This is a genomic window from Xylanibacter rodentium (assembly GCF_013166575.1).
Classification (GTDB): Bacteria; Bacteroidota; Bacteroidia; order Bacteroidales; family Bacteroidaceae; genus Prevotella; species Prevotella rodentium.
On sequence record NZ_JABKKE010000006.1, the window covers coordinates 17,536 to 40,879 of the forward strand.

At 50.7% G+C, this 23,344-nt stretch carries 13 protein-coding genes and 1 tRNA gene; 5 read left to right on the forward strand and 9 right to left on the reverse strand.

Features of this window, described 5'->3' with window-relative positions:
* Positions 1–16: 16 nt before the first annotated feature.
* The gene (locus HPS55_RS04755; protein ID WP_172178381.1) at positions 17–379 is read right to left on the reverse strand and encodes a RhuM protein; all 363 of its coding nucleotides are present in this window, start codon (positions 377–379) and stop codon (positions 17–19) included.
* Positions 380–391: 12 nt separating this feature from the next.
* Entirely contained in the window at positions 392–1,627 is a 1,236-nt protein-coding gene (locus tag HPS55_RS04760) for a site-specific integrase (RefSeq protein WP_172324734.1), read from the reverse strand.
* A 333-nt stretch (positions 1,628–1,960) separates the two neighbouring features.
* Here HPS55_RS04760 and HPS55_RS04765 point away from each other — a divergent pair, with 333 nt between their 5' ends.
* Positions 1,961–3,388 carry a sodium:solute symporter gene (locus HPS55_RS04765; protein WP_172176938.1) on the forward strand — a complete coding sequence of 476 codons (1,428 nt, stop codon included), beginning with the start codon at positions 1,961–1,963 and terminating at the stop codon, positions 3,386–3,388.
* 16 nt (positions 3,389–3,404) lie between these two features.
* On the opposite strand, the gene HPS55_RS04770 is transcribed toward HPS55_RS04765, so the two are convergent.
* The 4 genes from HPS55_RS04770 to HPS55_RS04785 all read right to left on the reverse strand — a co-directional run bounded on the left by HPS55_RS04770 (position 3,405) and on the right by HPS55_RS04785 (position 10,294).
* Entirely contained in the window at positions 3,405–4,859 is a 1,455-nt protein-coding gene (locus HPS55_RS04770; protein WP_172176940.1) for a sensor histidine kinase, read from the reverse strand.
* On the reverse strand, positions 4,843–5,541 hold the full coding sequence (locus HPS55_RS04775; protein WP_172176941.1) for a response regulator transcription factor: 699 nt from the start codon (positions 5,539–5,541) through the stop codon (positions 4,843–4,845). Before HPS55_RS04775 ends, HPS55_RS04770 begins: the two co-directional genes overlap by 17 nt.
* A gap of 227 nt (positions 5,542–5,768) precedes the next feature.
* Positions 5,769–5,845 (reverse strand) — tRNA-Asp (locus tag HPS55_RS04780).
* A gap of 84 nt (positions 5,846–5,929) precedes the next feature.
* A complete protein-coding gene (locus tag HPS55_RS04785) occupies positions 5,930–10,294 on the reverse strand; it encodes a hybrid sensor histidine kinase/response regulator transcription factor (RefSeq protein ID WP_172176943.1) in 4,365 nt (1,454 codons plus the stop codon).
* Positions 10,295–10,499: 205 nt separating this feature from the next.
* On the opposite strand from HPS55_RS04785, the gene HPS55_RS04790 reads away from it, so the two are divergent.
* The 4 genes from HPS55_RS04790 to HPS55_RS04805 all read left to right on the forward strand — a co-directional run bounded on the left by HPS55_RS04790 (position 10,500) and on the right by HPS55_RS04805 (position 17,943).
* Positions 10,500–12,113 (forward strand): alpha-galactosidase, encoded by a 1,614-nt coding sequence (locus tag HPS55_RS04790; protein WP_172176945.1) that lies wholly within the window; start codon positions 10,500–10,502, stop codon positions 12,111–12,113.
* 57 nt (positions 12,114–12,170) lie between these two features.
* Positions 12,171–14,852 (forward strand): family 78 glycoside hydrolase catalytic domain, encoded by a 2,682-nt coding sequence (locus HPS55_RS04795; RefSeq protein ID WP_172176947.1) that lies wholly within the window; start codon positions 12,171–12,173, stop codon positions 14,850–14,852.
* Positions 14,853–14,910: 58 nt separating this feature from the next.
* Positions 14,911–16,287 carry a sialate O-acetylesterase gene (locus tag HPS55_RS04800; protein WP_172176949.1) on the forward strand — a complete coding sequence of 459 codons (1,377 nt, stop codon included), beginning with the start codon at positions 14,911–14,913 and terminating at the stop codon, positions 16,285–16,287.
* Between the two features lie 186 nt (positions 16,288–16,473).
* Positions 16,474–17,943 (forward strand): rhamnogalacturonidase, encoded by a 1,470-nt coding sequence (locus HPS55_RS04805; protein ID WP_172176951.1) that lies wholly within the window; start codon positions 16,474–16,476, stop codon positions 17,941–17,943.
* 172 nt (positions 17,944–18,115) lie between these two features.
* On the opposite strand, the gene HPS55_RS04810 is transcribed toward HPS55_RS04805, so the two are convergent.
* Genes HPS55_RS04810 through HPS55_RS04820 form a run of 3 tightly spaced genes read right to left on the reverse strand, consistent with a single transcriptional unit; the run spans position 18,116 to position 23,078 of the window.
* Entirely contained in the window at positions 18,116–19,558 is a 1,443-nt protein-coding gene (locus HPS55_RS04810; RefSeq protein WP_172176953.1) for a glycoside hydrolase family protein, read from the reverse strand.
* Positions 19,555–20,742, reverse strand: coding sequence for a glycoside hydrolase family 88 protein (locus HPS55_RS04815; RefSeq protein WP_172176955.1), 1,188 nt, complete (start codon positions 20,740–20,742; stop codon positions 19,555–19,557). Before HPS55_RS04815 ends, HPS55_RS04810 begins: the two co-directional genes overlap by 4 nt.
* Entirely contained in the window at positions 20,739–23,078 is a 2,340-nt protein-coding gene (locus HPS55_RS04820; protein ID WP_172176957.1) for a heparinase II/III family protein, read from the reverse strand. The genes HPS55_RS04815 and HPS55_RS04820 overlap by 4 nt, the downstream gene beginning before the upstream one ends.
* Between the last annotated feature and the right edge of the window lie 266 nt (positions 23,079–23,344).

Here is a 23,344-nt window from a genome sequence, read left to right on the forward strand (position 1 = left end):
TGGCACGTATGCGTGTTCAGCAATACCCGGCTTTCCCGTTCTGTAAGAACATCACGTATGCCTGTCGCTTTTCTTTCGAGAGAGCTTTACCCACCAGCCATGTGCGGAACACGTGCGTGCAATAAGTATTCAGCCGGAAAGCAATGGGTATGATGATCTCAAGCGAGTAAACATCCGCATACAGACCGTTTTCAAGTTGAATGTAGCGGCATACCTCGTAGTCGCTCAATACGTCCGCTTTGAGAATGGCTTTGATGGCGGCGTTTACTGCCGGGACACCCGTGTGGAACAGTCCGGCGATTTCTCCGGCGGTCATCCATACATCGTTACCGGTTACGCTGACCGCCTTGTCCTCAATGATGATTATGTCACGTTTCATGGCGTCTCTGTTTTAGATGGTGCAACCTGCAAATTCCTCGATTTGGTTCAATCTCGCGGCAAGGTTCTCCATGTCTTGATTGAGCTTCTCTTTGGTTATTTTCGCGTATATCTGCGTTGTCTTTATGCTCTTGTGTCCCAGCATGGAACTGACCGTTTCGATGGGTACGCCGTTGGAGAGGAACACCGTCGTGGCTGCCGTGTGGCGGCTTTGATGCCATGTAATATGTTTGGTGATACCGCAACGCTTGGCAACGGCACGGATTCCGGCAAGACACGTGTTGTAGTGGGGTACAGGGAAAATCCTGCCGTCCCCGCACAGCCCACGGTATTTGTCGATGATGCGCTTCGCTATGTCGAGCATACGGATGTTGGACACCACACCCGTCTTCTGGCGGTTGATATTTATCCACTCGTGTTCATCAAAGTAGGTGCGGATATTCTCTTCCGTGAGGTTACGCATATCGGCGAACGACAAGCCCGTGAAGGTGCAGAACAGGTATAGATCACGATACAGTTCTTGCTTCGCATTCTTCAGCTTGCCTTCCATCAGTAGGCGGATTTCATCTTTCGTCAGAAAGCTGCGGGTCGTTTCCTCCTTCCTGATTTCATACTCGCGGAACGGGTCGCGCGTGAGCCACTCATTGTTGATGGCGATGAACACCATCGTCCGAAGCGGGCAGACATACAGCCACACGGTGTTGGTGCAGCAGTGTTTGTCCGTGCGCAGGAACATTTCAAAATCGGAAATGAAAGCGGGAGTAAGCTCTTTCAGGGCGATGTCCTTCACATGGTAGCGGATGGTGAGAAACTCTTGCAGGTGCTTGTAAACGATCTTGTACTTGTCAAACGTGCCTTTGGCTTTCATGCCTGCCTCCACCTGCTTGGCATAGTCCTCGTTGTGTTGCCGGAACACCTGCAACAGCGTGTGGTAGCGGTGTTCCAGTCCGAGAAAGGCGTTTTTCACCTTTTCCGCAGTGACGAAGTTATCACGCTCCATGATTTCCTGATAATGCTTGTTGATGCGTACGCGCATCTTGTCAAGCATACGGTTCGTTTCGAGTGCAGCCGTGCTTCTGCCCGTGACACGTCCTCCTTTGGTGTCCCACAGCTTGGGATCGACGGTCAGTTTGCAGCTGAACTGTGTCTGGCTGCCGTCCACCGTGATACGTCCCATGACGGGTACTGTCCCGTCCTTTTTCACTACCTGACGTTTGAGGTAGTAGATAACTGAAAATGTACTCTTCATCGTCCTTAATTTTTTTAGGTTCAAAATTAGTCGGTGAAGAATCCTTCGTCGGTACGCAAAACACGGAGGAACGGCGCAATCTTTTTCCGTAACCGGATTTGTTGCGTGAGTTGTCAGTAACTCACTATATCACAATGTCTTGTTTTGCCATTCTTACCCATTTCGTCACCTATATGGTGTGGTTACGAACAAGTAACGTAGCGGCGTCTTGACTTGGCTTCGGCAAGGATTGTGGTGGCGTTGGAGATAATCGGCAGATTAAATGAAACCTCTGTAAATCAATTCTATTACTTCATTCTTCCGTATTCCACTTTTTTGTAGTAACTTTGCACCATGATTATCATTATGACTATTCTATTATACTTTGCAGTGCTGCTGGGTGTAAGCCGGCTGACGGCAAAGAAGGCGACAAACGAGACCTTCTATCGTGGTGAGCGCCGTTCACCATGGTACGTTGTCGCGTTCGGCATGATAGGCGCGTCGATAAGCGGCGTGTCGGTGATGTCGGTGCCGGGCATGGTAACCGAAACCGGCATGACCTATCTGCAAGCCTGCATGGGATTCATACTCGGATATTTTGCGGTAGCATTCCTTTTACTTCCGGTTTACTACCGCCTCAACCTTACCACTATATACACCTATCTCGACCAACGGCTCGGGACAGGAGCATACAAGACGGGGGCATGGTTCTTCATGCTGTCCAAGATGACGAGAGCCGCCGTAAGTTTTTATGTGGTATGTGTCATTCTGCAACGCTTTGCGCTCGAACAGACCGGGATGCCGTTTGCCGCTACCGTTGTGTGCATGGTGGCGCTGATATGGCTGTACACCCGCAGAGGCGGCATAAAGACATTGGTATGGACGGACACTCTGCACACTGCATGCCTCTTGACATCGGTAGTACTGATATTGGCCGGAGTGGCCGATGCACTCGGTATGGACGCAGAGGAGGCCGTACGGGCCGTGGCAGCATCACCGATGAGCCGTATGTTTGTATTCGACGACTGGATGTCCACACAAAACTTCTGGAAACAGTTCCTGAGCGGCATATTTATCGTCATTGTAATGACTGGACTCGATCAGGATATGATGCAGAAGAATCTGACATGCAAGACTCTGCGTGAAGCACAAAAAGACATGTGCACCTACGGTTTCGCCTTTCTACCGACCAATCTGCTGTTTCTCTCGCTCGGTGTACTGCTCGTGATGTTGGCTGGCCGCCAAGGCATGCCGCTGCCGGCATCGGGCGACGAACTGCTTCCTATGTTCGCGGCAACGGGAAATTTGGGAACCGCCGTTGTCGTACTCTTCACCATCGGTATCGTGGCAGCTTCGTTCAGCAGTGCCGATTCGGCACTTACATCGCTCACCACGAGTTTCTGCGTGGATATCTGCCGACGTCCTGCCGACGAACGGTTGCGCTGCAGAGTCCATCTGGGCTTATGCGGGTTGTTTGTAATGTTTATCCTGCTGTTCCGCATGATAAACTCAACAAGCGTCATCAATGCCATATACATTCTTTGTTCATATACCTACGGCCCGCTGCTGGGGCTGTTTGCCTTCGGTCTGCTCACAAAGCGATGTGCCGACAACCGTTGTGTGCCGTGGATAGCCATAGGGGCGCCGTTGGCATGCTTCGCAATAGACAAAATGACGGTTGCCACCACGGGCTACCGCTTCGGCTACGAATTGCTTATGATGAACGGCCTGATTACCTTCGCGGGGCTTTGGATTACTGGAAAACGAAGAAAAGCGGCTTGACAACGGCTCTTTACAATCACCGCGAAAGTACAATCGTAAAGAACAGTCCCCCACCCGGCCGATTTTCAACAGATATGCTGCCACCGTGCAAAAGCACGGCATTCTTGACGATGGACAGGCCGAGTCCCGTACCTCCGGCCGTGCGCGAACGTCCCTTGTCTATGCGGTAGAAGCGTTCAAACAGACGCGGAAGATGTTCTTGCGGCACACCACAGCCATTGTCGGACACGGAAAGCACTATTTTGTCGTCGCCATCGAAACAACAACCGGATAACAACGGCATTATGCTGATTCTGTCTCCTCCACTGTAAGCTATGGCATTGTCTATGAGATTGCGGAATACAGACGCAAGGAGCGAGGCATTTCCTGTTATCAGCAACGGTCCGGTGACGCCATTGACAATCTCCATCCCTTTTCCGGCAGCCACAGGGCCGCAGTCGTCTACCACCTCGGCTATGATGGCGGCCAGGTCTATCGGCTCACGCATCACCGATGATGGGGCATCATCCATACGTGTGATGAGCGACACGTCGTTGAGCAAACTCCTCAAACGCCCGGTATCGGCAAGACAACGGCGAAGAAAGTCGTCGCGCTTCTCCTCGCTCAAGTTATTGTGTGCCAGCAATGTTTCCACACACAACTGTATTGAAGCCACCGGTGTTTTCAATTCGTGATTGATGTTGTTGGTGAGCTGTTTCTTTATACGCTCCTTCTCCCGTTGCTCGTGCAATGCCGCACGATGTTCGCGGTCGCGGTCGGCATTGGCTTGTTGCAGACTGGCATAGAGACGCACTATATGATTGGATATGGAACCAAGCTCGTCACGCGGAAACGGCTCAGTATCGTAAATGCGTTCACCACGTTCGGCCCGTTCGGCAAAACGGTTGAGCCTAAGGATATGCTGTCCCAACCGTCGGGTTACAAAGAACCCTAACGTACACATTACAAATGTCACACCGCCCATTATCCAAAGAAAGCCGAAATCAGCACGCAGCAGTTCGATGAGTGATACGGTATAGGGCACCGCGCTGCGAACAACATATCCGCCATTACCTCGTGTGGCAGAATAAAAATATGTCTTGCCCGTACTCTCACTATGTCGGCGTACTGTATAACCGGAACCTGTTTTGAGTGCAAGGGCTATTTCTTCTCGCGAAAGATGACTAGCATGAGGAATGGTGTCAAGGGTATTGTCATAGACAACATTTCCGGAAGTATCAATCACACTGACCCTCAGCTCGTCGAAAGGATGCAGCAATGATTTTGATATATGCAAAGCATCATCGCCACCGGCAAGGTCGTCAAGTATGTAGTGGTTTATCAATTGTAACTGTACATTCAGTTCACCGGTCTTGAACATCTTTTCACGATGATACTGAAAGCATACGAAACACCCCACAAGCAACACCGAATAGCCGAACAGCCACATGAAAAGTCGCTGCGAATATGTTATCTTATTCCATAAAGCCATAACCGTAACCTGAACGTGTAACGATGTTCTTACCGTAAAGACCTATTTTCTGACGTATACGTGTGATATTGACATCAACAACACGGTCGAGCACCACCACCCCATCAGTCCATATACCTTTCAAGAGTTCGGCACGGGTGAATATCCTGCCCCTGTTTGACAACAGTTTCAACAGTATCTCGAACTCCTTGCGTGGCATGTTCACTTCCTTGCCATCCACCATGCACACCTTTTTCGACGGGATAACCCTCAGCCCGAGATAGGATATTTCGTCGTCAGGCTCGTGGACAGCCGGTACTGCATGAATAGTGGCACGACGCAGCACTGCCCTGACACGGGCAAGAACGTTACGCAACGAATAAGGTTTCATGATATAGTCATCGGCACCGAGGTCGAGTCCGGCCACCATATCTTCCTCAGTATCCTTGGCCGTACAGAATATCACGGGCCGTGACGCCGTGGCCGGATTGGACTTTATGATACCGGCAAGCTGTATGCCCGATATCTCTCCCATCATGATGTCAAGCAGGAACAAATCATAACCGGTGAGGTCGAATGCCAGCGCCTCTTCGGCACTGCACGCCGTATCCACCTCATACCCTTCAGACTCAAGATTGAAACGGAGCGCCTCACAGAGCGTCTCTTCATCGTCAACTACAAGTATACGTGTTTTTGTATCCATAAAAAACGACTTTTTATATGTTGCAAAGATACACAATAGCATAATAATAACCACAATGTTACAATAAGTTTAATAAAAAATTATCAATATTTGCCATAAAACAAAGTCTGTAGGAAATTAGTGGGTAAAATTTTTCACGGCCACCGATATTCTTAAAATAGTCATAACAAACGATTATATACAACAAAAAAGGTTTCAAAGCATTTGCTCTGAAACCTCTTAAAAGTTGGCGGTGCGTACGGGACTCGAACCCGTGACCCCATGCGTGACAGGCATGTATTCTAACCAACTGAACTAACGCACCTCTGTGCTTTCTTGATTGCGGATGCAAAGGTAGGAAGTTTTTTCGGATTAACCAAATTTTTTACGAGAAAAATCAATGATTTTTTTAAATCCCATTATTTTTATCCTGTGGTTTATCTTTGTTTTCGTGTATATTTTCTTCTTGATTCAACTGTTCCTTATTTCCTGAATACTTACTTGGAACAACTCCGTATTTAGCCTTAAAACACTTGTTAAAATATGAAGCGTCTTTAATTCCCACACGATAACTAACTTCTGATACGGTAAGATTACCCTCCGCCAACAAGTCGGCGGCTATACGCATACGTTCGTTTTGCAGATACTTGTTTGGCGACATACCGATAAGCTCTTTCATCTTGGAAAAAACCTTTGTACGCCCAATTCCCATCTGAGCCGCAAGCACATCAACAGTAAAATCGGGATCAGCAACATGCTGTGCCACAATCGTTGCCACCCTGTCTATGAAATTCTTGTCAGCCGGTGATGTCAGTATGCACGTCTTTACGCCATATTGTCCGTCAGACCTAACATCAACAGGACAACAATCTGACGGAGAGGTCCCGGAAGAGACATCCGAAGAAGTGGAGGAAAAAGCAGAAGATACCGAAGAAGAATTTACGGCACGTGCCTGCCTTATCAACTGAACGGCACGTCCTATGAGCAGCCGGAAGTTGCAGGGTTTTACCATATAATCATCGGCCCCGGCATTATAGCTGCGCAGCTGATGGTTCTCGTCGTCAAGTGCCGTAAGCATTATCACGGGAATGACAGCCGTAACATCAGCGCTCTTCAACTGTTTCACAATGTCATACCCGCTCATATCAGGCAACATAACATCGCATATGACAAGTGCCGGCATTCTCTCTGCAATACCAGTGAGGGCAGCCAGCCCGGTGGTATAACAGTCGGTGCGGAAATACCGCCCCGTCTCACAGCTTATCTGCTCCATCATATCCGGGTCGTCCTCTATTATAGCTATACGCGTATCGTTGAGAGCCTCCGGACGAAGCTCACGTATTATATCCTCACAACCGTCATCATGCCGTTGACCAACCGATGTGTCCACTGCCATCCCCCGTTTACGGTCGGCATCGGAATAGGCATTGCCGTCAGCCGGCAACATCACCGTAAACACCGAACCACCTTCCGGCTTACGCCTGTATGTCATGGTACCATGGTGCAAAACAGCCATACTGTGAGCCACATAAAGTCCTATTCCCATGCCACCCTGCGATACATGCCCCTGCATGAACGGCTGGAACAGACTTGCCTGCTGTTCGTCGCTGATACCCGGTCCGTCGTCTTCGACAGCTATCACAATGCTATCTCCGTCAAGACGCACTGAAAGTGTGGCCATTCCATGCTCAGGTGCATATTTTATGGCATTGCTCATAAGATTATATACAATGGTCTCCACCATACGATGATCGAACTCCACATCGTAACGTTTGGCAAACGGTGTGAAAACGGTGCGCATATCTTTTCGTCGGGCTATGCTCCAAAAGTCCTGATATATGTTCCGGACAAAACCTATTATATCATCACGCTCCACTTGCAATCTGATATTGCCGGTGTTTACCCGCCTGAACTCCATCAGCATGTCCACCAGACGGAGAAGCCGGCGTGTGCCCCGGCGGGCAGTCTGCAGAGCCGCACGCGACGACCTGTCGTTGTTGAGCTTGTCCACAGCCCCCTGAATGATGGCCAGCGGTGTACGGAACTCATGTGTGATACTGGTAAAGAAATTCAGTCGGAATTCAGTAAGCTGCTTCTCCAACTTCATCTGTTGATGCAAACGTAGACGTTCACGCGCGTTCGTATATATATATAACCCAAACATCATCGACAATGCGGCATATATAAACCACGCAGGCCACGTGCTGTACCATGGTCGACGGATAATTATTGTAACGTCACGCTCCGGACTCCACTTGTTATTGCTCAATGCACGGATATGAAAAATGTATTTACCGGAAGGAAGATTGTTGTATTCTACATGGTTGATGCTCGTCACCGGACGCCACGTGCGGTCGCTTCCTTCCAGATAATACTGATAGAGCGAAGAGTTGATATCGTCATACTCAAAGTTTGAGAATGACAGCGAAATGGTATTCTCGTTATGTCCAAGCACAATTTCGCTTATAAGGCTTACTGCCTGATTCAATACGCTGTCGGCACTGACAGAACGACCGTTGACCAGTATATCAGTGACACACACCTCAGCCGGCCTGCGGCTGTCACTCTCGTAGCGTTGTCTCGGTGTGATCAAAGTAAGTCCATGGCGTGTACCGAACAACAGCCTACCGTCAGCCAGCCGCAAGGCGCAGTTGTCCGAATAGTCGTTTCGTTCGGGCATATTACCGAACATAAATGTCTTGACCTTCATGTCACGGTCGTAAATACGTGAAAGACCGTTTGTCGTGGCCACCCAAATATTGCCGAAACGATCGTCAAGAATCGAACAGACATTGTTGTCTGCCAATCCCTTGCCTGTGGTCAGTGCGGTACATTCGGTGATAGCCATATTCTTGTCAAACTTGCATCTCACCACCCCACTGCCCTTCCCACCGGCCCACAGATACCCTCCGGCATACCTTATCGTACGCATCTCGTCGAACGGGAAACGTCCGTTGGCAGTGTTGAAGCACAGAAAATCATCGTTGGTTATATTTTGCCGCTTGGTATCTACGGCATACAGGCCGTTGCTCGACGCTATCCACAGCCACCCGTCCGGTCCCGGTTCAAACTTATGCAAACGCGACTCGTTTATACTGCGGGTGAGAAGATTGAGGAAACGAAGATTGCCGTCAGCCTCATATTCAGTAACCACTATACCATTTTCATACGATGCCAGCCACACCCGGCCGTAACCATCTTGCCAAATGTCATAAAAATCATTGGTAGGGATATGCCGGCCAGCGTCATGCTTACTATACCGCCGGCCGTCGACATACAGACCGGCACCACGCGTGGCTATCCACTCATGTCCGTCAGTGTCGGTCATGTAGGCATAAGCACAGGCTTTCGTTTCCGTCGGTGTCCCAGGAGTCAGTGTCAAGGCATCCATGGTATACATCTTGTTATCCCGCGTGCTCATCACTATTGAGCCGTCGGGCTTCATAGCCGTCATCATCACATAATTGGCCCAGTCGCCTTTATGTCCTGGTGCCGGCATAATGATATCGGCCACCGGCTGTTCCGTAACCGATATACAGGACACGCCGGCCGACTCCTGCGATGCCCATATATTGCCGCGACGGTCGACAAACAAGCCTGTAAGATAGTTGCTTCCTATCACGGCCTGCTCGTCCGAGGCCGACAAGTGACGTATGGCACCCGTAGTATGGTCGTAGATGAATAGTCCGTTGCCGTAGGAGGCTATATAGAACAAGCCGTCATGTCCTCTCCTGACATTGTATTTCCTTTGACGCTCTGCCGTAAATTTCATGTCGGGCAACAGTGACAGCATCCTCACACTGCCGTCAGGAGCAAATATCCACAGCTTCCCGCTACTGTTCGACTCAAAGAAAAAACCGTCGGCAGAATCGAGCAACAGCCCGTTGGCTACCTGATATTGTTGCGGTTTGGAACATTCCCATGTATTCAGATCTACACAGTAAGTCTCGCCACTGAACACCATCCACTTGTCACGCCATACAAAATTGCTCCTTATCGTCCGAACATTTCCCAATGCCGGCGGTATGACGACAGAGCGCAACAATCGTCCGTCAGGTGCAAACATCTCCACAGTATTGTCTTCCGACAGACACAGCACATTGCCATGATACTCGTTTCCCATGATATATTTGCGTCCCGCCACCACGGTATGCACCTTTCCCGTACTGTCTATACGCAATAGTCCGCTTGAAGTAAAAGCCCAGATATTGTGCCGGCCGTCCTCAACCAGACGGGCTATGGTATCGCTCGGCAGCCGTCCACCGGATTTTGTATAGTCTGTACATGCAAATACGCCATTCTTATAACTCACATGTCTTATTCCCGACCGCGTGTCATACATCCACATATCGTCTCCCGAGAGCAGAAACCGGCGGTATGAACGGTGCTCGTCGCCACGTCCGGTATAGTCGGCAAAACGCCCTTTCTTGAGGTCGTAGCAGGCAAATGTAAACGTCGACGTGTGTACCCACAACAGCCCGTTGCGGCTGTCATGATACAGATTGCCGGGCGTGGCATCTATCTTTCGTGTCCGTTCGCTCCCCAACGAGTAGTAGTTTACGAATGAGTATCCATCGTAACGGCACAGTCCGTATGACGCCCCCATCCACATAAATCCGTCATTGTCCTGTACCATGTCGTATACGGTATTGCTCGAAAGACCGTCAGCCGAAGAAACTGTCTTTCCGGAGAATGCCATGCGATATATGTCTGCACCACCGGCAGAGACATGTATAATGATTGCGATTAGTAGTAGTAAAGTTCTTATGTACATGACATACAGTTTGTTATTTGTCTGCAAATATACTAATAAAAAAGTCATAATCGTACGATTTTACTGTTTTATGAACGATAATACTCTAATTTGAAGTCTGTTTATTGTAATTTTGTTGCGTGAATGTTCCATATCCACAAGGCCGGAATATACGGATATCAAATATTACGAAACATATATGACGATCTATTATAAAAAAACATTTATGAAAAAAGCATTCTTATATGCACTGTCATCGGTTTTCCTGCTCGTACCTGTCATCTCTTCGGCATCATCATATAACGACGTAAAAGCGAAGACAGTACAGTCACCGATAATGGGCTGGAGTTCGTGGAACACTTACCACGTCAACATCAGCGACTCGCTTATCATACGGCAGGCCGACGCTCTGGTCTCCACAGGCCTATCACGTGCAGGCTACCGTCAGATAAACATCGACGACGGTTTCTTCGGATGGCGCGACTCCACAGGCACTATGCATCCTCATCCACAACGCTTTCCACGCGGCATGCGCTTCGTTTCCGACCATATCCATTCGCTCGGCCTCAAAGCCGGCATATATTCGGACGCCGGAGCAAACACCTGCGGTTCGCGGTATGACGATGACGAGAACGGTTTTGGCGCCGGCCTCTACGGTCACGAGGAACAAGACGCGCGTCTCTATTTCGGAGAATGGGGGTTCGACTTCATCAAGATAGACTATTGCGGCGCAGGCCACGAGCTCAATCTCAACGAACAGAAACGATACACCGAAATAAGCCGTGCTTTCCGCGCTGCCGGTCACGGTGATGTGGCGGTGAACATCTGCCGGTGGACATTCCCCGGAACGTGGGCGGCAGAGCTGGCCGGTTCGTGGCGCATCAGTCAGGACATACGTCCACGGTGGTCGTCGGTGTCCGACATCATCGGCAAGAACATGTATCTGTCGGCCTATTGCAGCCCCGGACACTACAACGACATGGACATGCTCGAAATAGGTCGCGGACTGAGCGACAACGAAGAAGAAGTACACTTTGGCATGTGGTGCATAATGAGCTCACCGCTACTTATCGGTTGCGACCTCACCCGCTTGTCCGAAGCATCGCTGAATCTGCTATCCAATCCCGAACTTATAGCACTCAACCAGGATTCCCTCGGTCTTCAGGCCCGTGTGGTAGCACGTTGCGGCAATGGCTATGTGCTGGCCAAAGACATCGAACGGCGCCATGGGAAAGTACAGGCTGTAGCTCTATACAATCCGTCGGACTCTGCGTGCCATTTCTCCGTACCGCTCTCACAGTTGGGCATGGGCGGCCGTGTGAGTCTGCGCAACCTTATCCGCCGTTGCGACATGAAACCTGTACGCGACAGCATTGTCCACACCCTGTCTCCGCGCAGCGTCCTGATTATGCGTGCCGAAGCCACCCGTCGCATAGAGACATCACACTATGAGGCGGAGTGGGCCTATCTTCCGTGTTTCGACGCCCTCGGGAAACGCAAATACCAGGTTATCTACGCCCGCAACGAGGCGGCATCGGGCGGCATGGTAGTGTCATATCTCGGCGGTAGACCAGAGAACACAGCCCGATGGACCGACGTCTGGAGCGACCGCGGAGGCCGCTATCTACTCACTGTGAGATATGTCCCTGCCGTACGTCGTGCACTTGAGATTTCCGTTAACGGTGGCAAACCGACACGTCTTGACCGGCTTTCCTACACGGACAGCATGGCCGAAGTAACCGTTCCCATCACACTTCATCCGGGATATAACACCATCGAGATGGGCAATCCATACGGTTGGGCACCGGACATAGACTGCTTCAAACTGTCCAAACTATAACCGATGAATTGTTACACGGCCCGTATAATAAAAGAAAAAAAACAACTCAAACAATATATGAGAACAATAATCATATTGCTTGCCGCGATAGTACTGACCGGCACTACTGCTCAAGCCAAGATCTCACTGCCCCGCCTCACCGTCGAAGGACAGACACATCCAGTCGGCATAGATGTTGCGACACCACGCTTCGGATGGCAGATATGGTCAGACCGCAACAATGTTGTCCAACGCTCCTACCGCATACTTGTTGCCTCTTCCATGGAAAATATAGAGCGCAGTGTAGGTGATGTATGGGACAGCGGCACAGTCATATCCGGCTCATCACAGTGGGTTGCCTTCAAAGGCCATCCACTGCGGCCCAACACCGAATACTTCTGGAAAGTGCAGGTGGCCACCAACCGCGGAACAACAGAATGGAGCCACGTGTCCAGCTGGAGCACCGGACTGATGTGTCCCGGCCAATGGCAAGGCCACTGGATAGGTCTCGACTCACTGCTGCCCGACGAGAGCGACAGCCGTCACAGCCGCATAGCCTCGCGATACCTCAGACGCGAGTTTGAGACAGCCGGCTGTAGCGTACGCCGCGCCACAATACACATCTGCGGTCTCGGTCTATATACATTATATATAAACGGACACCGCGTAGGCAATGGCGACGTACTGACACCGGCACCTACTGATTATACCAAGTCCGTCATATACAACACATACGACGTAACGACACTCATCAGCCGGCGCAATGCTTTGGGTGTAGCACTGGCCGGCGGCCATTATTTCGCCCAGACGCAGAATTATCATACAAACGTGCGCGTCACTTACGGATATCCCAAGCTCATGGCAACACTGTTTGTCGAATATACCGACGGCCACACGGACACCCTGTCGGCAGACAGCACATGGCGCATCAGTGCCGAAGGGCCCGTACGCTATGCCAACGAATACGACGGAGAACTCTATGATGCACGCAGGCAGCTTGCAGGATGGACGGAATGGGGGTATGACGACAGCAAGTGGATGAAAGCCCGCAACGTGGGTGCGCCCGGCGGACGGCTACGCGGAAATGTAACACCACCGATGGAGGTCTATGAGAAAAACCGTCCCGTGGCTTTACGGCGATATGGCCGGCGGTATATCGCTGACTTCGGGACCAACGGCGCCGGTCGCATACGCATGATGATGCGAGGCCAAGCGGGCGACACCATTGTCATACGCCATGCCGAACGGTTGGACCGCGGCGACAGTACGCTATACACCGACAACCTGCGCAGCGCCGAAGCAACGGTGCGCTATGTCTCCGACGGGCAACAGCGGGAGTGGGCACCGGAGTTCACATACTACGGATTCCGTTATGCCGAGATAACGGGTACAGGACCATTGACCGAGAACGACATTGTGCGCGAACTGATAGCCGACCGCATGGACGACACCAACACAGACTTCCATGCCGGGACCACCGACGGCAGCACCATGCTCAACGACATCATATCATGTGCGCGCCGGGGCATCAGGAGCAACTACAAGGGCATGCCCGTCGACTGCCCGCAGCGTGACGAGCGCATGCCTTGGCTGGGCGACCGCACTACGGGATGCTTCGGTGAGAGCTACACGGCCGACTGCCACAGTCTTTACGCAAAATGGGTGGCCGACATATGTCAGTCGCAACGCAACGACGGATGCATCAGCGATGTGGCTCCGGCCTACTGGCGACTGTACAACGGCAATGTGACATGGCCCGCGGCACTGCCTTTCGCCTGCGACATGCTATACCGCCAATACGGAGACCTGCGCCCCATGCAGGAGAGCTACGAACCGATAAAGCGCTTCATGGAATATGTCGAAAAGAAGCACCAGCGAGATGGTTTGATACAGTACGACCGCTATGGCGACTGGTGTGTGCCGCCGGAATCGCCAACGCTTGTCCACAGCAAAGACCCTGCAAGACAAACCGACGGCCGGCTGATTGCATCGGCATATTATCTGTATCTGTGCCGTATGATGGAAGGCTACGCATCGTTGCTGGGCCATACGGCCGATGCAAAGTATTTCCGCCACAAGGCCGATGCCATGACCGTGGCTGTCAACGACACTTTCTTAGTCAACGGACGCTATGCCAACGGCACCGTCACGGCCAATCTATTGCCGCTGGCTATGGGAATCGTTCCGCAGAACCACGCCGCGGCACTGTCCGACAGCATTGTCAGCACAATCACCAAGCGGCACAACGGACACATCGGCGCCGGAGTAATCGGCATACAGTGGCTCATGCGATGGTTGTCCGACTCCGGTCATGGTGACATGGCTTATACCATGGCCACATCCGATACATATCCCGGATGGGGATATATGGTACGGCAAGGCGCCACAACCATTTGGGAACTATGGAACGGTGACACGGCCAATCCGTCTATGAACAGCGGCAATCATGTGATGCTGCTCGGCGACCTTCTCCCCTGGTGCTATGAACGGCTGGGCGGAATACGCCCGGATATCAGCCGGCCCGGCTTCCGTCATATCATTCTTAAGCCCGACTTTTCTGTCAAAGAGCTGGAAAGCATCACAGTTGCCCACCCGTCACCATACGGTATCATACGGAGCAACTGGAAAAGAGATGCCGGAAAGATAGTCTGGAATGTCAGCATTCCTGCCAATACCACGGCTGAAATACATCTGCCGAACGGTCGGGTCAAGCATATCGGCTCGGGAGAGTACCGGTTTAAATGCCGTAATGGATTGTAACATCTATAAGTAAGTGAACAACATTATTATTTTATATAAGTTAGTCCAAACAACTACAATGAAAAGATTATTTTATATTTTAGGATTGTTACCCCTCATAACGATACAAGTAGTAGCACAGAGTCTGACGCTTGGTCCCATATTCTCTGACAACATGATTCTGCAGCAAGGACAACCGTTGCCTGTATGGGGCAAAGCGGCACCAAAAACAAAAGTGACCGTAACCTTCGGCAAATTCAAGGCGAAAGCCGTAGCCGACGGCAAAGGCCACTGGCAGGCCATGCTACCATCACAAAAAGCATCTTTCGAAGGGTGTGTGTTTACCGTCAAGGCAGGCAAGCAGCAGCTGACACTCGACAATGTGGTAGTGGGCGAGGTATGGGTGGCCGCCGGACAGTCAAACATGGAGTATACAATGAAGAAGTATCGCACTTACCAAAAACCATACAAAGGCAAAGATCTGGCCGCAGAAGAGCTGACAAAATCCGAGAACACCAAGATACGCGTGTTCACGTGTCCGCGCAAAGGAAATGATACAGGCTGGAACAATGCCAATAGTGAGAGTCTGCCTATGGTCTCGGCTCCCGGCTATTTCTGTGTACGCCATCTGCAAGACTCCCTACAGGTGCCTGTTGGCATCATCAGTACAGCAGTAGGCGGTACGATGGTTGAGACATGGCGTAAGGGAGGTGAGTGGTACAACAAAATGATTGCACCTTACGTGCCTTTCGCCATACGCGGCTTTCTGTGGTATCAAGGCGAGAACAACTGCACTAACCGTGAGCGCAATTACGCCTCAATGTTCAAGGCGATGACAGAAGAGTGGCGACAGGAATGGGGTGTCAGCGAAGCCCCTTTCCTTACTGTAATGCTGGCTCCTCATATATATAGCGACCGTCACCATAGGCGCGGTGTAGTGGATGCCGAGGAACTTCCGCGTTTCCGGCAACAGCAGATGGCCTGCCTGGACAGCGTCAGCAATACGGAAATAATCTTCAACCCCGACCTTGTGGACGACCTCTTCGATATACACCACTCTTATAAATGGGAAGTAGGCCGGCGTCTTTCCGTACTTGCACTGAACAAAGTATATGGCCGTACGGAATTGGAGTGGAGCGGTCCGAGAGCCGACACCATGACACGTGAAAAGAACAGATTGACAGTACACTTCACACACGTAGGCACCGGATTTGAAAAAAAGCAGAAAGGCCTGGAGCGTAAGTCGGGAAGCATGCTCCGATGGTTTGAAATGGCCGGTAGCGACGGCGTGTGGCATGCCGCCAATGCAGAAATCATCGACAACAGTCACGTCAGCGTATGGTCGGAAGCCGTACCCCACCCCGTCAGCGTGCGGTATCTGTGGCACGAGACCGCCACATCTGTCGATCTGCGTAACTCCGAAGGTCTTTGCGCATTTCCTTTTCTTCTACAATAGTTTCATCATAGATACGCAGATATTCGTCTGCCTCCGACAGAAAGCCGACAGCAGACGATTTTTTTCTTTGTTTGAACTAGATGAATATATATTATTTAATTAAAGAAAGAGGCTTCTGCAGTATAAACCCAAGATTATATTCACTTTATCAGTATACAACAATAACTTAAAAAAACAAATAACAAAATGAAAAGAATACTTTTACTGTCAGCACTCATGATGAGCCTCGTCATCAATGCCGCGACCGATTATGACGTGAGAGACTTCGGAGCCTTGGGCGACGGCAAGACACTCGACCACACGGCCATCAACCGTGCCATAGACACTTGCGTGGCACATGGCGGCGGTCGTGTGGTGCTGCCTGCAGGCACGTATCTGTGCGGAAGCATACGTATGAAGAGCAATGTAGAGCTGCACATTTCGGCCGGTGCCACTATCCTGGCCGCACCGGCATCCATGAAAGCATATGACGAGGCCGAGCCATGGGAGGGGCCGGCCTATCAGGATGGCGGCCACACCTATTTCCACAACAGTCTCATATGGGCCGTGGGACAGAACAACGTTTCTATCACAGGCCGCGGAATGATAGACGGCAAGGGGCTGACCAAGAAAGATACAGAGAAAGGCGGCAATCTGCAGGGCGGCAACATAGGCACCGGTGACAAGGCCATCGCACTGAAAGAGTGCCGCAACGTACTCATACGCGACGTGACGATATATCGCGGAGGTCACTTTGCCATCATCATGACCGGTTGCGACATAGGCACAGTGGACAACGTGACGATAGACACCAACCGCGACGGCTTCGACATCGACTGCTGCAAATATCTCACAGTGAGCAACTGCAAGATAAACACTCCGAGCGACGACGCGTTGGTGCTCAAAAGTTCGTATGCGCTGAAACGTCCTGTGCTATGCGAACACATCGCAGTGACCAACTGTGTCATCACAGGTTACAAGATGGGTACGCTACTCGACGGAACTTACATACCGGAAAAGGTGAACTGGGTGTGCGGCCGCTTCAAGCTGGGAACGGAGTCAAACGGCGGCTACCGCAACATCGCTCTGAGCAACTGCACGTTCATGTACAGCAGCGGACTGGCATTCGAGGAAGTGGACCAGGGACTGATGGAAAACATCGTTGTCAGCAACATCACCATGAGCCACGTCCACCACTATCCTATATACATCACTACAGGCTGCCGAAACCGAGGACCTAAGGAGCGCAACACAGTGTCTTCGGGTGCCGACATACAGATAAGCAATGTCATAGCCGACGATGTGGACTCATTGGCAGGCATCATCGTGACCGGCATGCCGGGCCATCCGCTGCGCAACATCGCACTGAACAACATCCGTATAAAATACCGTGGCGGCGGCACAGCAGACCTTGCCAAACGCGAATACCGTGAACAAGGCACCAACTATCCCGAACCACGCTTCGCCGGTCCTACTCCTGCATACGGCCTGTATGCCCGGCACGTGGACGGACTTGACCTAAACCACATCACGTTCTACACCGAACGTCCCGACTATCGGCCTGCAGTGATGCTGGACGATGTCAAGAACGAGAGCATCACCGATCTGAAAGCACCTGAGGTGAAGGGCGTGAAAAAGGTGGTGAAACTGTCCGGCAACAACCGAAACAATAAATGAACTGAACTCCAGGCTACCTGAAGAACAAAGATAAAATCGAAGAATCCGAACGGAGAGTTGACACTATGAATATGCCGTCTCTCCATTCGGATTCTTTAATTTCGGGATGTTTAAGAAGTGATTCCCGAACGTTTTTCCTATCGCTTAGGAATCACTTCATCCGATATATTCACTACTTGGTGAATGTAACGTTCTCCACATGCTCGCCCAAAAATATGCCGGCATAGTCGGAAGTCTTATACCACTTCAGTTTTTCCGGCATGTCGTCATATATGGTCCGCCCGTTGATTCGCAGATTCTCAAAGTGTATGTTCTTCACCGTACGCTCCTCGTTATATCCTGCAATAATGGACATCTCCGGCTTCACACCGTTATATGATATGTCGCGCAAGTAAATGTCATGTATGCCACGGCCCGGAGCAGCACAATATTTCTTGTTGTAGCACACACGGAAATTGAACAGCATACCACCGCGTGAAAGACTCTCCACCCTTATGTTCTGGAATGTAACGCGTCTGACAAGATTGTTGTCACCGTTGTTAATGCCTATACACCCCTTGTAGTCTATCTGCCGCTCGGGATTTTCCAATATGTCAATATCCTCGTATACCACGTTCTCTATCACTTCGTTCTTGTTTATATCACCGTGCAAACCTATCATTATGGGATGGGCCACGTCCGCCCAGTACACGGCATCCGTCACACGTATGTCACGACAACCGCCGGCATACCCCTTGCGGGTGCAATATATGGTGGAGCAGTCGTCGCTGGTGCGGCAGAACACATGTTCATAACTGACATGGTTGCTCGCAAACACATTCATACCGTCACCCCAACCGTACCACGACATAACCTTGGCATTGCGCACTCTCACCGAACTGCTGCCACCGACGGGAATCTGCGTGGTAAACGGTCCGTCGATAACGACATTGTCAGAATAGCGCACCATTATGCCTTCGTGCTGACGTTCAGGATTGACCATGCCGTGGCCTATAACTTTCACATTGCGGGCTCCATACACCGACATCCACCCCTTGATATAAGCACCGCCGTCGATATATACGGTCGCTCCGGTAGGAATGCTTATGGAATCGCCACCAAGGTCATAATAACCAGGACCGTAATATATGAAACTCTTGCTTTTGCGCATCTCCTTTGTCACCACAGGAGCAGGATTGTTGGCGAATATCTGCAGATTATGGAAAATATCACCGTTCACCTCTACCGACACATAACGTGATTCTGTCAGCGAAAAACGTATGGTATCACCGTTTACGGTATGCTTTATGTCATAAGACAACGGGCGTACACGGCAACTGTCCACCCGTTGGCGGCGGCTCACAACTGCAAGTTCAACAGCCTGCCCAGTGGAAAAATCAAAGTCGAACGAAGCTACGGAAGTGTTCTCCACACTATGCTTACCGCTAATGGCGTTGTCGACCTTCCACAAATACGTGGGAACCGTCTGCCATGTTCCTCCCGGCTGACGCACGAGCAAAGTAAAGTCATCGTTCAACGGAGCTCCGTCGGGAGCCGGATAGGTCTTCAGTCCGGCGGCATAGCCGACCATGGACAGCATTGTCAAAAGCATCAATAATGATAGTTTGCGTTTCATTGTATTTTATTTAGTTTTAGTAATGCTTCAATATAATAATAGTCTGCATAGACGATACTCGCGTCAATCTCGCTCCCCGCCGGATGATGACCGGTGGAATGCCTGAGAAAAGCCACATTACGCTTGCCGCTCTGATATCTGTCGGTACTCAAATCGGACAGCATCCGTATTGCCGCATCACGATAAAAGTCGCCTTTGAATCCGCCGACATATCCACTCAGTTCGAGCAGGGCGGAAGCTACGACACAAGCAGCCGAAGCGTCCTTGGGAGCATTGGAACGCAGGTCGTCCATATCCCACAACGGCACCCAGTCGTCACTGGTCTCTTTCAAACGCTTCAGATATATATCGGTAACCTTTTGGGCAAAGTCGAGAAACAGCTTGTCTTTGGTATAACGATACACCATCGTATAGCCATAGACGGCCCAAGACTGCCCACGCGACCACATGGAACAGTCGGACAAACCCTGATGTGTCTGTCCGCGGAGGAACTTGCCGGTCAAAGTGTCATATACAGCCACGTGATAACAAGAACCGTCGGCACGGAAATGATGACGCATTGTTGTCACGGCATGGCTCACAGCCAAATCTTCCAACAACCTGTTTCCACCGTTCCGGGCTGCCCAAAACAGCAGTTCAAGATTCATCATGTTGTCCATGATTGTGTTGTGTCCTTGATAATCGTTGACATGACGCGGCCAACTAAGCATCGTGCCGGCCTTGGGATTGAAAAGTGTCGCCAATGTATCGGCCGCATCCAATATCACCTTTTTATAAGTTTCGCTCTTGGTCTGCTCATATCCTTTCATAAAAGAGTTGATGATAATAAAACCCAGATCGTGGTCATAGGCCGGCCTACCTGACAGATATGCAAGCTGACCGGTATAGCCCTCGGCGGCTTTGCGCACTTCCTTGTCGCCGGTATAGGCATAATCCATCCACAGTATGCCCGGCCAAAATCCCGAACACCATTCCTCAGCCACTGCTTTACGGCAGTTCCACCCTTCCTGCTTGTCGGTGGCAAGAATATTGCGTGGTGCTATTTTGAAATCATACGGTCTGAGCAACCTCAATGCCCTGCCTACCTGCGATGAGCAATACTCCAGCTGTTTGTCCGCATCAAATGTTCCGGCATTCGCATACATCGAAGCGATACATGCCAGAATAAATACAATCCGTTTCATCTGCACAATATTGTTTTTCCATTGGATATTATAGAATATACGGCATCAACCTTCATGCCGTCATATTTCATCTTCGTCTTTTGCGGGGCCGAGAAGATATAGTCCGTACGTCCGTTCTTCAAAACGACCTTTATACCGACGGCATCCTTGCCCGACGGCTTGAAAAACTCTACGGTCCGTATCTCTGAAGGCTCATCGGTGTCGCTCGGTTCGAACACGGCTACAAAAGGCTTTGTCCATGCTTCGCCGCACTGCCGGGCCACATAGGTCAATACAGGCTGCTCCCCGACATTATACGGCATAAACTTGGGCAACCGTTCATACTCGAGATTTACAGGCGACAACGCCTTGAACACCTCACGGTCACGGTATCCCTGCATCCACATCGTCATGTCAATCTTCCTCCCGTCAGGGCACTCTGTGGTGAAGGTCGCCTTGACGTCGTTGCCCGTACGTGCGCTTTTCTTGTCGTATATATAAGAATAAGCATACAGATTTCCACCGGCAAAGGCCAGCTCTTCACTCGGTTTCAGTGCCAGGTCCCCGTTGTCTGCACCCGTCAATGTCATCGTCTGTCCAAGGTTGTGATAGAAGTAATCATGAAACTGTCCGTCACCGACGGCCCTGCTTCGGAATATGTCTATATAGTATCCGCCGGCATCGCTTGTCCTGACAATACCGTTGGTACGCATCTGACGCGCCTGTGTCTCAGGCTCGACAAAGCTCACCTGACTGAATGTCGCCGGGCCGAATCCTACCTTGTCATTGGTATCAGGATAACGCGCCTCAACCTTGAAAGCATGGTTGGACATCATCACGGCATAGCCCGACTTTCCGTTGACGCACACCGTATTGTGGGCAGGAAACTGCGAATAGTACTCTTTATAGTCGTCACCGCTATACAGCGTACGTCCGATACCACCGTCAGGACCAAGCACAAACCCCTTGCCATACAGTTCCATTGATATGCCATTGGCGTGCATATGGTTGCCCAACGAGCCGTTGAGGGATATGGCAAGATCGTGACGCTCGTCCATGCCTGTACGCTGCATGAGCCACGACACGTTGGGAGCATAGAATGACGGAGACACATATTGCTCGATCTTCTCTTTAGGAGCATCTGAGGCTATTGCCTCCTTAAGGCCAACAAACTCCTGCTCAAGGGCTTTGTCTCCGTGTCTGCGGGCATAGTCGAGCACCTGGTCGGCAGCCCTCATACTAAGATAGTTGGGATGTGTGTCGCCAAAACCACATATCATCCGGTTGGGCATCAGATACTGGGGCGATGCCATAACAGCCCTTTTCAGCACAGGCAAGTCCTTGAACATATCCATTCCGGCCTCTACATCCATGCGGTTGGCAAAGGAGGCGAAGTCGTTAAGCACAGTAGTACTATATCCGGGAGACTCGTACCATATGGCTGTGTTGTGGTCAAAACAATAGTCAGTCATGCGCTTCATGCTCCATTGGCGTATGCTCGACTTATTTAGCACCCTGTCCTGATAGTATTCCCTGCCCTTTCCGTCACTGTAGGCACTGTTCGGCTGCAACGCTGAAGCTATCTTTGCCACAAACTCGGCTTGAAACAGGTTCCAGTTGTTATGGGGTACACCGTTGGCAATGATGTTTTCCGCCCACTTCTTCATGGCAGCCTCATGCAAATCCGACCGTCCGTAACGCGGCACAAGCAGCCTGTATGTCTCCGTGACTTCGTTCACGGCATCTTCGTGTATCACCTCGAACGTCGTCATTCCGACGAGTGTCTGCATATGACCGTGCATCAAGTCTGTCGGAACGTTGCGATGGTATATACCTTTCAGATAAGTGTCGAGCACAGGCCTCGCGAGATTAGCATAAGCCGTATCGCCGGTGGCGGCAAAGATGCGGGCCGCATCCCGGGCAATACCGAGAATCTCACGGTTCACACCGGCTATGTTGCATCCCGTCTTCGCCGGACTTACCTTTTCCTTAATGCCTGTTGCCTTGTTGATGTACGTGACGTTCGACTGTGCGTCGTCGTCATACGGAACAATATCCTCCAATTTAGGCCGAGAATAGGCCGCACCGTTGCTCCGCGTACCGTTAAACCTGACCGTAGGAACCGGTGCCCGGTTGCCGCCCGCATGGTCAAAAGTCTCACCGTTTACATATACATCCGTAGCATGCGAATGCCAATACATCTGCAAACGCGACGTGAGCCAGTCGCTTTGTACGGCCACTTTGTTCATATACACGTCTACACGCTGTTTCAGTTTGCTTGCGTCATAGTCTTGCGCGTGGCCCGAGAACTGCATGCACAGGCAAAGGCACAGACTTATCATTGCCTTTCTTTTCATATTTTGAATTCGTCGTTATTAAATATGAGTATGACAGATTGTTCCTACAGGAACACCTTTTATATAAATACGGATAAACAACATGTCTTACTCAAACGAACGGGATGAAATTTAGACCAAACATCAACTTTTTACAGACAAAAATGCCGCATGGCTTCGGAATCGTACCAAAGTTCCAATACCGGTATGGACTTTGATGTGACTCCGAAGCCATGCAACACTCTTATTAAAAACGTCAAGAGCAGAAAACCTTAACGGCCCGCGCC

Excerpts from the sequence above, each read along its gene's own strand:
- HPS55_RS04770 (WP_172176940.1), bottom strand. The coding sequence starts at position 4,859 with ATGGCTTTATGGAATAAGATAACATATTCGCAGCGACTTTTCATGTGG.
- HPS55_RS04805 (WP_172176951.1), top strand. The coding sequence starts at position 16,474 with ATGAAAAGAATACTTTTACTGTCAGCACTCATGATGAGCCTCGTCATC.
- HPS55_RS04815 (WP_172176955.1), bottom strand. The coding sequence starts at position 20,742 with ATGAAACGGATTGTATTTATTCTGGCATGTATCGCTTCGATGTATGCG.
- HPS55_RS04800 (WP_172176949.1), top strand. The coding sequence starts at position 14,911 with ATGAAAAGATTATTTTATATTTTAGGATTGTTACCCCTCATAACGATA.
- HPS55_RS04760 (WP_172324734.1), bottom strand. The coding sequence starts at position 1,627 with ATGAAGAGTACATTTTCAGTTATCTACTACCTCAAACGTCAGGTAGTG.
- HPS55_RS04810 (WP_172176953.1), bottom strand. The coding sequence starts at position 19,558 with ATGAAACGCAAACTATCATTATTGATGCTTTTGACAATGCTGTCCATG.
- HPS55_RS04775 (WP_172176941.1), bottom strand. The coding sequence starts at position 5,541 with ATGGATACAAAAACACGTATACTTGTAGTTGACGATGAAGAGACGCTC.
- HPS55_RS04785 (WP_172176943.1), bottom strand. The coding sequence starts at position 10,294 with ATGTACATAAGAACTTTACTACTACTAATCGCAATCATTATACATGTC.
- HPS55_RS04755 (WP_172178381.1), bottom strand. The coding sequence starts at position 379 with ATGAAACGTGACATAATCATCATTGAGGACAAGGCGGTCAGCGTAACC.
- HPS55_RS04795 (WP_172176947.1), top strand. The coding sequence starts at position 12,171 with ATGAGAACAATAATCATATTGCTTGCCGCGATAGTACTGACCGGCACT.
- HPS55_RS04765 (WP_172176938.1), top strand. The coding sequence starts at position 1,961 with ATGATTATCATTATGACTATTCTATTATACTTTGCAGTGCTGCTGGGT.
- HPS55_RS04820 (WP_172176957.1), bottom strand. The coding sequence starts at position 23,078 with ATGAAAAGAAAGGCAATGATAAGTCTGTGCCTTTGCCTGTGCATGCAG.
- HPS55_RS04790 (WP_172176945.1), top strand. The coding sequence starts at position 10,500 with ATGAAAAAAGCATTCTTATATGCACTGTCATCGGTTTTCCTGCTCGTA.